The organism is Thermodesulfobium sp. 4217-1 (assembly GCF_039822205.1).
GTDB lineage: Bacteria > Thermodesulfobiota > Thermodesulfobiia > Thermodesulfobiales > Thermodesulfobiaceae > Thermodesulfobium.
In genome coordinates, this window is the sequence record NZ_JBAGBW010000002.1 from 78,252 (window position 1) to 92,674 (window position 14,423).

The following is a 14,423-nucleotide window of genomic DNA, read 5'->3' on the forward strand; positions in this document are numbered from 1 at the left end:
TTAATGCTCCTTATTTATTTGGTATTTAGAAATTAGCAATGTTTTTACAGTTTTTAATATTTCCCCTATCAGGTAGAGAGAGCCACAGACTACAATATTCTCAGATGAGCTATTTTCTAAGATAAATTTTTTCGCCTCTTCAGTCGACATATATGTGAAATCGTAGTTAGTGAGTATCTTTTTGTAGTCTTCCAAGCTCATTGTCCTTTTTGATGGAACTTGTGTGAATATGATTTTCTTTGAATATGCAAGGATTTGATCTATCATATTTTTCGCATCTTTGTCTCTTAAGATCCCAATTATAAAAATCGCTTTTTCACCCTTTAACAACCTCTTCAATGACTGGCTTAAGGCTTTGAAGCCTGAGGGGTTGTGAGATCCATCGAGCAGCAGCAGCGGCCTTTCTTTTATTATCTGAAATCGTCCGGGCCACAAGGTTTTTTCTACGGCATATTGAAATTTCTGGTGTTCAAATCTCTTCATAAGAACGTTTCTTAAGAAGATGTATGAGGTGACCAAAGCAGTTTTTATGTTTTCTACCTGATAATCAGCTATAAGGGATGGTGTTATGTAGTCTGTTTCAAATTCGTTAAATATAAACTTTATCTTGTTTGAGTTAATTTTTGCTTCTACTTCTTCATCTGATAAGATTGGACTCGAGCCTATCATATCAAGGTCATCAAGAATGAGATTAAGCGTTTTGTTGTCTTGTTTTGCAATAACTACTCGCTTGTCCTTTCTGGAAATCTTGGTTTTTTCTTTTACTATCTCTTCAATTGTATTTCCAAGATAGTCAGTGTGATCGATATCTATCCTGGTTAAAACGCTGATATCAGGATCTGTGGCGTTTGTGGCATCGAGTCTGCCACCTAATCCAACTTCTAATATGCATACTTCAATTGATAGTTTTTTGAATACGTAAAGAGCTAATACTGTAAGCAGTTCAAATTCTGTTAAGTTTAAATTTTCTATTTGATCTCTTATTTCATTGAGTCCCTCGATCAAAGTGGAATAAGGGAGGTCTTCCAAATCCAGATTAAATCTCTCGTTGTATTCGATCAAGTGCGGCGAGGTAAAAAGTCCAGTTCTTATCCCGTGTTGTACCATTATGGTTTGTATAAATTTTACAGTAGAGCCCTTACCGTTTGTTCCCCCCACAAGGATTGTCCTGTATGGCAATTTCTTTAAATCTAAAATCTCAAGAGCCTTTTTCATTCTTTCAAGGCCAAAATTCCAGTGTTCTACTGAAATTGAATTTATTAAGTTTATAAAGTATTCCTCACTCATTTTAGAAAGCTCAATTTCCTTTCAAGGATTTCAATTGACTCTTTTTGATTGACTATTTTTTCTTTTTCTGATTCAATCACTTCTTCAGGGGCACCCTTTAAAAAGTTTGGATCGCTGAGTCTTTGTTCAGAAATTTTAAACTCTTTTAGTAGTTTTTGAAGAGATTTTTCTATTAGTTCTTTGCTCTTTTTTAAATTGTCTTGTTCTAAATAAAGCAAAACTGTTATAGAGGCGTCTCTTTCTATGGCGTAGCCTTTCAGATCTACTGGCGTATCCTGAATTATTTGAGGAGTTTTGGATTTTGTAAGGAAACAATATTTCTCTATTTCAGACATAAAATTACTCTTAATATCATCTGGCATAACTAAAATAGGCTCTGTTATAATATCGGGTGCAATTCTATACTCGCTTCTTAGCTTTCTTGTGGATTTCGTAGCTTCTACAAGGGTAGTCATATGTTTAATTTTTTCTGGACTCAATGGATGATCAAATTTTTTAAGGGTCTCAAATGTTATTGATTCTTTGTTGTTTGGCAGCCTCCTATATAGATATTCTGTAATAAATGGCATAAAAGGATGGAGCAAAATCAAAGATTGTCTAAAGGTATAAAATAAAACTTTAAGAGCTAATTCATCTTTAAAATGATTTTTTATTCTAAATTTTGTAAGCTCAATATACCAATCGCAAAACTCATCCCATATAAAGTTATAAACTTCTGTAGAGGCTGCTGAGAAATTGTATTCGTCAAGTTTTTGGCACAGATAATCTATAACCGAGTTTGACCTTGATAGTATCCAGATATCTTCTGGTTCCATATTTGCAATATCTTCATTGGAAATATTATGATTGGTGACATTTTCTTCATAATTTAGAACGAATCTTGCTGTATTCCAAAGTTTATTCGCAAAGTTTCGTGCGCCTTTAACCTTTTCTTTGGACATCTTTATATCCTGTCCTGAAGGATTGGAGAGGCTTGCCAAGGAAAACCTGAGCGCATCTGCACCTGATTCTTCAATTATATCCATTGGATCTATAACGTTGCCTATAGACTTGCTCATCTTTCTTCCTTGAGGGTCCCTTATCAGTCCATGTATTATAACGTTTTTAAATGGCTCTTTCTCTGTAAGCGCAAGGCTCATCATTATCATCCTTGCAACCCAAAAGTATATTATGTCGAAGCCCGTAACAAGAACGCTTGTTGGAAAGAACTTCTTTAATTCTTCGGTCTCTTCTGGCCAGCCCATTGTCGAGAATGGCCAAAGCGAGGATGAAAACCAGGTGTCTAACACATCTTCATCCTGTCTCAAGTTAGTCGAATTACACTTTGGGCAACTGTTTGGCTCATTTTCACTAACAATTATTTCGTTGCAGTCGTCGCAATACCAAGCAGGTATCCTGTGGCCCCACCAAATCTGCCTTGATATACACCAGTCTTTTATGTTTTCAAGCCAATCAAAATATATTTTTTCCCATCTTTCTGGGGAGAATTGAACTATGTCATTCTTAACTGCTTCCATCGCCTTTTTTGCGAGTGGGGCGCTTTTTACAAACCACTGTTCAGAAACGTAGGGCTCGATTACCGTTTTGCACCTGTAACAGTGTCCTACTGCATGTTTTAGGTCTTCTATTTTTTCAAGGGCTCCCATTTCTTCGAGAATTTCTACCGATTTCTTTCTTGCACTATCGCGATCTAATCCCTTTAGATCTCCAGCGAGATCGGTCATTTTACCATCTGAGTCAATAGCTATTAAAACTTCAAGATTGTGAGCTAACCCAATCTCAAAATCCATAGGATCGTGTCCTGGAGTAATTTTTAGAGCTCCAGTGCCGAAGTCAGTTTCGACCAAACTATCTGAGATAATTTCTACAACTCTATCTGTCATTGGAACGAGTACTTTTCCCCCCACTAATCCTTTGAATCTTTCATCTTTTGGGTTTACTGCAACTGCTGTGTCTGCGAAAATAGTTTCAGGCCTTGTAGTAGCTATTGTGATAAATTTATCAGGACTATCTAAAAACTTATACTTTACGAAATATAGCTTGTCCTCTCTGTCTTCGTGCTCTACTTCTAAATCTGCCAATGCAGTAGAACATCGTGGACACCAGTTTATTATCCTTGTGCCCTTATAAATCAACCCCTTGTTGTAGAGAGTAACAAAGGCTTTTTTTACAGCTTTCGATAGACCTTCATCCATAGTAAATCTCTCTCTATCCCAATCACAAGAGGCGCCTAAGGACTTTAACTGGTTTATGATTCTCTGGCCGTATTGTTCCTTCCATTCCCATACTCTTTCGATAAATTTGTCTCTGCCAAGGGTTTGTCTGGTTTTGCCTTCCTTATGAAGCATTTTTTCAACTACATTTTGGGTAGCAATGCCTGCGTGATCTGTTCCTGGCAGCCAGAGCACCTCAAAGCCCAAAAGCCTCTTGTATCTACAGATTATATCCTGCAGGGTATCATCTAATGCGTGGCCAAGATGGAGAGAACCTGTGACGTTTGGAGGGGGTATTACTATGGAAAATGCATCCTTGCTTGATCTTTCGTTGGCATGATAAATATGATTATCGAGCCAAAAATTTAATATTTCTTTTTCTGTGTTGTTGTGTTGGTATATTTTATCCATAAAATTTTTACTCCTTCATTATTAATTTTTCTTATTTTAATTAATTTAGATTGGTTTGTAAAATTTTAGATAAATTTTGCAAATGAAGCAGAAAAAATTCTATTACAAGATTAATGAATTTTTTCTGTAATAAGCTTTATTTATTAATACATAAGTAAAACTACGATATTAGAGGATGTTATATATAACAGACCACATCTATATTAAATTAATGGCTTAAAATAAGAAGTTTTTAACTTTTATACTAACTTTATGCTTTAAATTGAATAATTATATTTTTATTTTTAATTGTTTAATTTACAATTGACACTAATATATCGGTGGTTTAAACTTAATTTAGGACGATTATTATAAAATCTCAAGGAGGGATGAGTATGAGTGCTAGCGGGGAAGATGCTCTTAAGATTGGTGTCTACGTATGTCATTGTGGCGAGAATATCGCGGGAGCTGTAGACATTGAAGAGGTCAGAAAGTTTGCAGAGTCTTTGCCAAACGTTGTGTTGGCTAGAGATTACATGTTTATGTGTTCTGATCCAGGGCAAGAGTTAATTAAAGAAGACATTAGAAAAGGGATTGTAAACAGAGTTGTAGTTGCTGCATGTACGCCAAGAACCCATGAACCTATTTTTAGGAAAGCGGTTGCTGATGCAGGTCTGAACAAGTATTTCTTCGAAATGGCCAATATTCGCGATCAGGATAGCTGGGCGCATTGGCATGATAAAGCCGGAGCTACAGAAAAGGCTAAGAAATTGGTTGCAAGCGGCGTATCTAAGGTTAGATTGGCTGAACCACTGGAAGAGTCTTATGTAGATGTTACAAAGGCTACTTTGGTAATTGGGGCGGGAGTATCAGGTATTTTTGCAGCCGTTGATATAGCCAATATGGGCTATAAAGTCTATATGCTTGACAGACAGGCTTCAATTGGCGGCAACATGGCAAAGCTTGACAAGACGTTCCCAACAAATGACTGTTCTGCTTGTATTCTTACGCCAATAATGGTTGCTGCTGGAACGCACCCAAATATCGAACTTTTGACATATTCTGAAGTGGAGTCAATAGATGGCTCTATCGGAAATTTCAAGGTCTTGGTGCGCAAAAAGCAGAGCTATATCGATTGGGATAAATGCACTGGATGCGGTGCGTGTATAGAGGCATGTCCAGGAAAAGTGGACAACGAGTTTAACGAAAATATGGACAAGAGAAAAGCTGTATATATTGAGTTTCCTCAAGCGGTTCCAAAAAAGGCTGTAGTAGATATGGAGCACTGCTTGAACTGTGCAGGGAGAACTATTGGCACTCAGCCAAAGCCTCACCCGAAGACAGGCGAGCCAATTTTATCACCTTGTGAGAAGGCATGTCCAACTGGTGCATGTGACAGATCTTTGCCGTGGGATCCAAAGGGCCAATTAATTGAAATCAATGTGGGCACAATAATTGCAGCTACTGGATTTAAGGCTATGGATAAGACTCCATTCAAAGAATATTCACCTCAATCGCCAAACGTACTTACTTCGTTGCAGTTCGAGAGAATACTTTCAGCTACTGGACCAACTGAAGGAGAATTGCTTAGACCATCTGACAACGAACATCCAAAAACAGTCGCATTTATCTCCTGCGTAGGCAGCCGAGATAAGAATTATCACCGTTACTGTTCTAAGGTTTGTTGTATGTATATGTTGAAAGAGGCAAGATTGATCAAAGAGAAATATCCAGATCTTAATGTTTATATATTCTTTATAGACGTTCGTACTGCTGGTAAGGATTTCGAAGAGTATTATACTTACTGCAGAGAACTAGGCATCAGAGTAATAAGGGGTCGTGTGGGCGGAGTAGACGAATTAGCAGGCGATCGTCTGCGTGTTCGTGCGTATGATGTAGATATGGGAGCACCAGTAGAGTTAGAGTCTGATATGGTTATTCTTGCAACTGCTATAGAATCTCCTCCAGGAGTTGAAGAGCTTGGCAGAAAGTTGGGAATTCAGTGTGGTGGAGAAGGCTTCCTAAAAGAACTTCACACGAAGCTTTATCCTGTCGAGACATCGGTAAGAGGAATCTACATTGCTGGTTGTGCACAGGGACCAAAAGACATTCCAGAAAGCGTCTCACAGGCCAGGGCAGCAGCCGCAGCAGCGTCTATACCTTTGACTGTTGGTAGAGTTGTCGTAGAACCTCTGATTTCTGAAATTAACTCTGATAAGTGTAGCGGATGTGGTATCTGCTTGCCGCTGTGTCCTTATTCAGCTATTAGCTGGAAGGAATATGGAGAAAAGAAGAGAGCGCACATCGACCCAGCACTGTGTACTGGATGCGGAGTATGCGCTTCAGCATGTCCTTCAAGGGCAATAGTGCTTCATGGGTTTACTACCGAACAAATTGAATCACAAATAGAGGCACTTACTTTTTAAGAGGAGGTGAACGGTAATGGCGGTAACTGAGATCCCTAAAGTTACAGATAACGTGGAGTCCTTGGTCTCTGAAGTTAATTCTGATAAGTGTAGCGGATGCGGTGTTTGCTTGCCATTATGTCCTTACTCTGCAATTGGTTGGAAGGATTACGGCGAAAAGAAAAGGGCTTACATTGACCCGGCGCTCTGCACTGGGTGCGGAGTATGCGTAGCCGCATGTCCTTCTAAGGCTATAACCTTACAGGGTTTTTCTACTGAGCAAATTGAATCACAAATAGAGAATTTGACTTTTTAAGAGGAGGTGAACGTTAGTGGCTGAAATAGAAGTTCTTAATATTTCAGAAGGTGAAGTAGGTTTTTCTGATGAGATAATGAAATTGGGAGCAGAGGAGCTGTTAGATTGTATCCAGTGCGCCAAGTGCGCTGCTGCGTGTCCAATGGTTCTTGCTGGTTTTGAATTTTTTAATAAACGTGTTATCCAATCTATTTTGATAGGTCAGAAAGAAATTTTGCTCGATGACAGCTCTATCTGGGCTTGTCAGGCATGCAATAGATGTACTGAGGTATGTCCAAGAAAGGTAGAGCCTTTCGGCGTAATAATGGCGATGAGGCGTTCTGCAATGAAGGAATTTGCTTTACCAACCCTTGCGATAGAGGGCCTAAAGTCGTTATATGATGTAGGCCACGCTGTATATTTTTCTAACGCGGGAGAAAATAGAAAAAAAGTAGGTTTGCCAGAAAAAGCTCCTACAACCGCGAATAATCCTCAAGCTCTAAAAGAACTAAGGATTCTAATGAACAAGTCAACCCTGTCTTCATTGGGCATTATTCCGATGGATGCGGGACTGACTGATGTCACTTGTTGTGAGGTGTAGCCGATGAAAGTAGGTTTTTTTGTAGGTTGTAATACAGCATTCAATAGACCTGATTTAGAAAAAGCATTTCGCTATGTGTTGCCTATTTTAGGCGTTGATATTGACGATCTGGATGGTCAGTCTTGCTGCCCAACATGGGGCACTATGCCTTCTGTAGATGAGGCTGGATGGTGTGCATTAGGGGCACGTAACTTTTTAATATCTGAAGAAAAGAACGTTGATATGGTTACCGTTTGTGGCAGCTGCTATGGCAGTTTGGCAGAAACAAAAAATAAATTGGATACAAAGCCTGAGCTTAGAGAAAAGGTAAACGAGATGCTTAAGGCTATTGGTAAGGAATATAAAGGCTCGACCAAGATTAGGCTTGCTACAAACTTCTTCTACAATGAAATTGGCATTGAGAAGATTAAAAGCGCTTTGAAATATACTTTGGAAGGCGTTACTGTTGGCGTTCAGCCAGGTTGTCACTCTCTGTGGCCAAGTGAAGCTTATTTAGAGGGGGAAAAAGATTCTTTTCACCCTGTCATGCTAAGGGAGCTTTGTGAGGCATTGGGCGCTTCTGCTCCTTATTACAGTCGTGTTGTGGATTGTTGCGGAATGGGAGGTATGCGCTCTACAAACGTTGAGGCATCATTTAAGCTGGTAAAGACGAAACTGGATTCTATGAAGAATGAGATAAAAGCTGATCTTTTGGTTACAGGCTGTAGTTCTTGCCTGATCCAGTTTGATACTGCTCAAGCTCCTATGAAGAAGGATAAAAAGATTGATTATGAGATACCTTCTATTCATTACGTACAACTCTTAGCACTTTGTTTGGGGGCGGATCCACAGCAGGTTGTCGGGCTTAGCACGACAGATATGAGTGGAATTTTAGGAAAGCTGAAGAAGATAAATTAGTATTATGGAGGTTCAATAAATTATGAGCGAATGGACACCTAATTTGATCGTTTTTGCGTGTAACTGGTGTACTTATCAGGGGGCAGATCTTGCTGGTAGCTTACGTTATGATTACCCATCCAACATAAAGATTATACGTGTTCCTTGTAGTGGAAGGGTAGAGCCTGAATTTGTAGTGGAGGCTTTTAAAAGGGGTGCTGACGGGGTATTTATTGGAGGTTGCCACCCTGGAGACTGCCACTATAAAGAGGGAAATTATAAGGCTATAAGAAGGTTTGATTTGTTGAAACGCATTCTTCTTGATATGGGGATAGAAACAGAAAGATTTCAGTTAGAATGGATTTCTGGTTCTGAGGGGAAGAGATTTGCAGAGGCTATGACGACTTTTGAGAAAAATGTGAGAGAATTGGGACCCTGTAGGGTAAAGGAGGGAGTGTAATGGCAGACAAAAAGCTTAGATTAGCTGTTTTGATGGCAGGAGCATGTGGTGGCTGTGATATGGCTATAGTAGATATTTCAGAAACGCTTGTAGACGTGCTGCCCTCTCTGGAAGTGGTTTTTTGGGCGCCAACTGTTGCTGACGTAAAATATAAAGATTTAGAGGCTATGCCTGATAAATCAATTGATGTAGGATTGATATCGGGAATGATTCGTTTGGATGAACACGAGCATATGTGTAAGGTTATGAGGGCAAAATGTAATGTAATCGTTGCTTATGGAGCATGTGCTGCTATGGGTGGAATTCCTGGCATGGCCAACATGCACACAAAGGAAGAAATATTCCAGACCGCATACTTTGATACCTTTAGCACCGACAATCCAGAAGGCGTTACTCCACAGCCAAGCTACCTTTTGGATGGGAAGTATGACTTAACCTTGCCTACATTTTATCCTTATGTCAGACCAATCCAGTCAGTCATCGATGTTGATTTCTTTTTAGGTGGATGTCCACCGCATCACTCGGTTGTGCTAAACGCATTGGTTGCGATATTGAAAGGCGAATTGCCTCCTAAGGGTTCCTGGATAACAAATGGTAAGGCTGTTTGCGATGTTTGCGTTAGAAATCCGAGAAATACTGATGAAAAGAGAGAAATGGTAAAGGAAGTTAGAAGAACAATAGACGGTGATCCAGATGAAAATAAATGTTTACTTCAGCAGGGCTATATGTGCCTGGGACCTATTACTCAAGGAGATTGTGGGGCTTTGTGCCCTAAGGTAAACATTCCGTGTGCTGGCTGCGGTGGACCAATTCCAGGGGTGAAAGACTTTGGATTGAGGGCAGTAAGTGCTATTGCCTCATTAATGGATAATGAAGACTTGGTAAACCAAATACCTAGCCCAGTAAAATTATTCTATCGTTATTCGCTCCCGTCATCTATGTTGGGCAAAAAAGTAAAAAAGGTTTAGGTATGAGTTTTATTGATAATGAAGTTAACCAAATGGCTATCTTGAGAATAGGAATAAAATCTCATATTTCTGTACATAAGGGGGGAAGATAAATGGATCTTTCTGGAATCTTTAATTTTTTCCATGGTGGACAGAAAAGTAAAGAAGGAGTGAGAAATGATATGGCTTTAACAAAGATTGAAATTAATCCTATGACTCGTCTTGAAGGACACGGCAAAATAAGCATGTTCTTAGACGAGAAAGGAAATGTCGATAATGCTTTCTTTCAAGTAGTTGAGCTTAGGGGATATGAGCGTTTCTTGCAGGGAATGCCTATAGAAGAAGTCCCTAGGACAGTTTCAACTATTTGCGGAGTATGTCGTGCAGTGCACTTTACCGCTTCTATGAAAGCATCTGATGGAGTCTACAATGTAGAGCCTACTCCTACTGCTCGTAAGATAAGAGAGATATTCTTCAACGCGCACTATGTAGAAGATCACGCTGCAATATTATATGCCCTTGGTTTTCCTGATTTTGTAGTAGGACCAACAGCTAATCCTGCTGAGAGAAACCTTATAGGCTTAGTCAATGCTGTCGGCGCTGAAACTGGAAAACTGGTCCTAAGGAAGAGGTACGCTGCAGTCAAAGTGCTGGAAATGTTGGGCGGCAAACCTATACACCCAGTAGCTGCTCTTCCAGGAGGCTGGTCGAAGAGGGTAACTCAGGATGAAAGAAAAGAGATAATGGCCTTAGCTGAAGAAATGGTAGAATTAGGCCAGCTAACTTTGAAGATCTTCGGAGATGTTGTACTTAACAATCCTGAATATGTAAAGCTGGTTACGGGAGATGTTTATAAAGTAGTTACTAACTATCTGGGCTCGGTAGATGAGAATGACAAAGTTGCCTTTTATGAAGGCACACAGAAATTTATAGATACAAACGGCAAAGAGATAGCGAGATTTAAAGGTAAGGAATATCTAGACTATATCGCTGAGAGAGTCCTCCCATGGAGCTATCTCAAGATGCCTTATATGAAGCAAAAGGGTTGGAAGGGCGTAGTCGATGGTCCTGATACAAGCCTATATAGCGTTGGACCACTTCCAAGATTGAATGTGGCAAGCGGAATGCCTACTCCTCTTGCTCAGGAAGCTTATGAAAAGATGTTTAGCGTTTTTGGGCACAAACCTGTTCATAATATTATGGGTTATCACTGGGCAAGAGCTATTGAGCTCCTTTGTGCTGCTGAAAACATTCGTGAGTTGGCAAAAGACGAGACTTTGTGCAATCCAGAAGTCAGATCTAAGTTAGGTCCTGCATCAGAAGGAGTAGGGATAGTAGAGGCTCCGAGAGGCACCCTGATACATCACTATGTAACTGATGAAAAAGGCATTGTAGAAAAGGCAAACATTGTGGTAGCTACTACACACAATAAAGGTCCTATAAATGTTGCAGTAAAGCGTGCAGCACAAAACTTCATTAAAGATGGTGTTATCAATGAAGGATTACTCAATATGGTTGAGTTAGCTTACAGACCATACGATCTTTGTCTAGCATGTGCTACCCATGCTCTTCCTGGGCACGATCCTTTGCAGATAGACATTTATGATCATGAAGGCAAACCATATAAGACTTTGAAGAATTTTTAGAAAAAATATTGTAGGTAGGTAATAATTTGGATTTTGATGAAAGAAGTATTGAAAGAAGAGGCAAAACTGTAGTTTTAGGGATAGGCAATCCTGTATTGACCGATGATTCGGTTGGTATTAAAGTAGCCAAAAAATTAGAGGGATTTGTGGACACACATATCCTGATGACTACTGATTTTGACGTATTAGATACTTTATTTGGTTATGAGAGAGCGATAATTGTAGATGGCATTCGTTCTGGTGATGCTCCTGGTACTGTAAAGGAGGTATCTCCTGATGATTTGTCTCACACTCTCACATACTCAGGGTCTCATAACATTTCTTTGCCATCTACACTGAAGATAGGCATTGAGATTTTAGGCGATGATATGCCTAAAGACATAAGGATTTTTACAATCGAATTGCTCGATGTAGATACTTTTAGCACCGATTGTACTCCTATGGTACAGAAGGCTATTGAAGAGGTGGTTGAAAGAATTCAGAATTTAGTTAAAGATTCTGAGAAGTGTAAAATTTAATAAGCTTAAAATATGCTAAAGGGTACTATGCTAAATTTTTATAAAGGCATAGTACCCTTTTTTATTATTTCTTATTCATAATTTTAGGATTTTTTTATTCTTAAATTTTATTTTAAATTAAATAATTTTTTTATAATATGACTGAATTTTCTGTAAATATTTGAAAATAATAACTTTTTTAATATAATAGTAAAGTTATGTGATAAAATAAACACTTTGTAAATATCTTATTCAAAGGAGGTTACATTGAATCAATTTATGATCTATTTTGCATGGTTTTCTGTAATGTGTTTTTTTGTAGGATCTTTTTTGAAATTATTAAAGATCAACAATATGCCCTTGCATCTCAGGGCAGAATTGTACCCTGTGGTTCACGATTCAAAATATAGTTATGGCGGCAGTTATATGGAAGACGTGAATTATGTCGAAGAGGTAAGAAAAGGACTGAAAAATATTTGGGTGAACGATATAATTGAAATCCTTAGAGAAGTGCTTTTCTTGGATAGGGTGAACGAGTATAACATTTATGGTCTTTGGTTCCCATCTTTACTCTTGCACTGGGGGCTATATATTTTATTTGGTTGGATTTTCTTATCAGTTTTTTCTGTCTTTTGGCCATTCTACTTTTTGATACAGCTATCGAGCATTTTTGGAATCGTAGCTGGAGCATTTGGAGTATTGGGATCATTTATTTTGATTCTAAGAAGAATATTTTCACAGGAGCTGAGGCTTTATACGACGCCTTTAGACTTTTTTAATCTTTTTCTACTCCTTTTTCTGTTTTTGGCAACTTTATCAACCTTTTTGTTTGACGCAAATCACGATATTTTAAAGTATCTTGGCTCAGTGATATCGTTTAAACCTGCAAATATATCTAATTTTGTAATTGTTCAATTTTTCCTGTTTCAATTTTTCCTGTTTTATTTTCCATTTTCAAAATATATGCATGCACCGATTAAATATTGGACTTGGCACGGCATTATGTGGGACGATACGCTTACGATGAAAGGTAACAAACAAGACTTAATTCTTCAGGAACAACTAAAATATAAACAATACTGGGCTGCCCCACATGCTATACCGGGCGCTTCATGGGCTGAAGTCGCTACCAATTTAAAAGTAGAAGAAAGGGGAAACAATAATGGCAATAAAAAGACCACCCTTTAACGATATTTCAAAAGATCTTAAAGAACCTATGGCTCCTATTGAGATGGATGATTTGATAGATATATTGGGCATAGACAAAGGCGAAGAGACGCCATTAGAGCCAACAAACGATAGCATAAAAAATTCATACGATTGGTATTTAGATGGGCATGTTGCGCTTAGTAATCTGTATCCACCGAAAACTAAGGAAGAAGAAAATGAAATTGTTAGAAAATTTCTGAGTGGTTTCGAGAAGCTGCTGGATCCAAAAAATAATTGGACTATGCTACAGGTTTTGAAAACTGGTTTGGATTATTGCGTAAGGTGCCAAACCTGTTCTGAAGCCTGTCATGTGTTTGTCGGTAGTGGTAGGCAAGAGATTTATAGACCTACTTATAGGATAGAAATTTTGAGAAGAATATATAAGAAATATTTCACTCCAGAGGGGAAGCTTTTAGGCTCTTTTGTAGGCGCTGATGTAGATCTTAATTGGAAAACTATCTATAGGTTGGCTGAGTTAGCTCACAGATGCAATCTATGTAGGAGATGTGCCCAAAGGTGCCCTGTCGGCATTGATAATGGCTATCTTGCAAGAGAAATTAGAGTTCTTTTAAGTCAAGAGTTGGGCATTTCTCCTGCTGAAATATTAGAGAAGGGTTCTCGTTTGCAACTAACAGTAGGTTCATCTACTGGGCTTTCCCCAATGGCGCTAAAAGACTATTTAGAGTTTATTGAGGAAGATACCTATGAAAAAACTGGAATAAAGATTAAATTCCCAATAAACAAAAAAGGTGCTGATATACTGCTGATTCATAATGCTGGTGAGTATGTATCCTGGTATGAGAACCCTGCTGCATTTGCGATATTGTTTGATGCTGCTGGAATAAACTGGACTATATCTGATGAGCCTGTTGGATATGACAATATAAACTATGGTCTTTGGAATGACGACATAGAGGCGGCAAGGGTAGTCTTGAGACAGGCAAAGATTGGCAAGGATCTTGGAGTTAAAAGGATAGTTATCGGCGAATGCGGACACTCTACAAAGGCATTTTGCGTTATCGGAGATAGAATCTTAACTGGAGATCTTGCCAGTTCTGAGCTATCAAGAGAGTCTTGCTTGCCTTTGTTCTGGGAAATTTACAAAAGCGGGGCGATAAAATTCGATCCTTCAAAGAATAACTTTCCCGTGACCCTTCATGACCCTTGTAATATGGTAAGGAATATGGGAATAGTCATGCCGCAAAGGAATGTACTAAACGCTATTGCTCCAAGGTGGAGAGAGATGCATCCAAATGGGGTCAATAATTATTGTTGCGGCGGAGGTTCTGGCTTTGCAATTATGCAGGGCTTAAACTTTCCGCAGTGGAGAAACAAGATATCTTCAAGAGTTAAGCTAAATCAGATTTTAAATGCTTTCAAAGAAGAGTTGGATCCTGGCATTCCCAAATATGTTTGTGCGCCATGTTCAAATTGCAAGGGAACCATTAGGGACCTTTTTGAGCACTATAAGTGCAAGGACAAGTTTAATCTCACTTATGGCGGTCTTGTTGAACTTATGGTAAATTCTATGGTTGATATGAAGAAGCCTTATATTTCATGGGATGAATATTAATTTATAATTTTATTTGGAGGGTGA

12 protein-coding genes are annotated in these 14,423 nt (G+C 38.7%); 10 read left to right on the forward strand and 2 right to left on the reverse strand.

Going from position 1 to position 14,423, the window contains the following annotated elements:
* Both V4762_RS01515 and V4762_RS01520 read right to left on the reverse strand, forming a co-directional pair.
* Window positions 1–1,287 (reverse strand): bifunctional folylpolyglutamate synthase/dihydrofolate synthase, encoded by a 1,287-nt coding sequence (locus V4762_RS01515; protein ID WP_347314004.1) that lies wholly within the window; start codon window positions 1,285–1,287, stop codon window positions 1–3.
* Window positions 1,284–3,911: a valine--tRNA ligase gene (locus V4762_RS01520; protein ID WP_347314005.1), complete on the reverse strand. Its 2,628-nt coding sequence runs from the start codon at window positions 3,909–3,911 to the stop codon at window positions 1,284–1,286. The genes V4762_RS01515 and V4762_RS01520 overlap by 4 nt, the downstream gene beginning before the upstream one ends.
* 374 nt (window positions 3,912–4,285) lie before the next feature.
* Between V4762_RS01520 and V4762_RS01525 the strand changes: the two genes are divergently transcribed.
* The 10 genes from V4762_RS01525 to V4762_RS01570 all read left to right on the forward strand — a co-directional run bounded on the left by V4762_RS01525 (window position 4,286) and on the right by V4762_RS01570 (window position 14,399).
* Window positions 4,286–6,316 (forward strand): CoB--CoM heterodisulfide reductase iron-sulfur subunit A family protein, encoded by a 2,031-nt coding sequence (locus tag V4762_RS01525; protein ID WP_347314006.1) that lies wholly within the window; start codon window positions 4,286–4,288, stop codon window positions 6,314–6,316.
* Between the two features lie 16 nt (window positions 6,317–6,332).
* On the forward strand, window positions 6,333–6,611 hold the full coding sequence (locus V4762_RS01530) for a 4Fe-4S binding protein (protein WP_347314007.1): 279 nt from the start codon (window positions 6,333–6,335) through the stop codon (window positions 6,609–6,611).
* Window positions 6,612–6,627: 16 nt separating this feature from the next.
* The gene (locus V4762_RS01535; RefSeq protein WP_347314008.1) at window positions 6,628–7,191 is read left to right on the forward strand and encodes a 4Fe-4S dicluster domain-containing protein; all 564 of its coding nucleotides are present in this window, start codon (window positions 6,628–6,630) and stop codon (window positions 7,189–7,191) included.
* A gap of 3 nt (window positions 7,192–7,194) precedes the next feature.
* Complete coding sequence (locus V4762_RS01540; protein ID WP_347314009.1) at window positions 7,195–8,088, forward strand: CoB--CoM heterodisulfide reductase iron-sulfur subunit B family protein; 894 nt, start codon at window positions 7,195–7,197, stop codon at window positions 8,086–8,088.
* 22 nt (window positions 8,089–8,110) lie between these two features.
* On the forward strand, window positions 8,111–8,527 hold the full coding sequence (locus tag V4762_RS01545) for a hydrogenase iron-sulfur subunit (protein WP_347314010.1): 417 nt from the start codon (window positions 8,111–8,113) through the stop codon (window positions 8,525–8,527).
* Window positions 8,527–9,495, forward strand: coding sequence for an NADH-quinone oxidoreductase subunit B family protein (locus V4762_RS01550; protein ID WP_347314011.1), 969 nt, complete (start codon window positions 8,527–8,529; stop codon window positions 9,493–9,495). Before V4762_RS01545 ends, V4762_RS01550 begins: the two co-directional genes overlap by 1 nt.
* A 161-nt stretch (window positions 9,496–9,656) precedes the next feature.
* Window positions 9,657–11,120, forward strand: coding sequence for a Ni/Fe hydrogenase subunit alpha (locus V4762_RS01555; protein WP_347314077.1), 1,464 nt, complete (start codon window positions 9,657–9,659; stop codon window positions 11,118–11,120).
* A gap of 26 nt (window positions 11,121–11,146) precedes the next feature.
* Window positions 11,147–11,638 carry a hydrogenase maturation protease gene (locus V4762_RS01560; protein WP_347314012.1) on the forward strand — a complete coding sequence of 164 codons (492 nt, stop codon included), beginning with the start codon at window positions 11,147–11,149 and terminating at the stop codon, window positions 11,636–11,638.
* A gap of 246 nt (window positions 11,639–11,884) precedes the next feature.
* On the forward strand, window positions 11,885–12,805 hold the full coding sequence (locus V4762_RS01565; protein WP_347314013.1) for a respiratory nitrate reductase subunit gamma: 921 nt from the start codon (window positions 11,885–11,887) through the stop codon (window positions 12,803–12,805).
* Window positions 12,780–14,399 (forward strand): (Fe-S)-binding protein, encoded by a 1,620-nt coding sequence (locus V4762_RS01570; protein WP_347314014.1) that lies wholly within the window; start codon window positions 12,780–12,782, stop codon window positions 14,397–14,399. Before V4762_RS01565 ends, V4762_RS01570 begins: the two co-directional genes overlap by 26 nt.
* Window positions 14,400–14,423 lie beyond the last annotated feature (24 nt).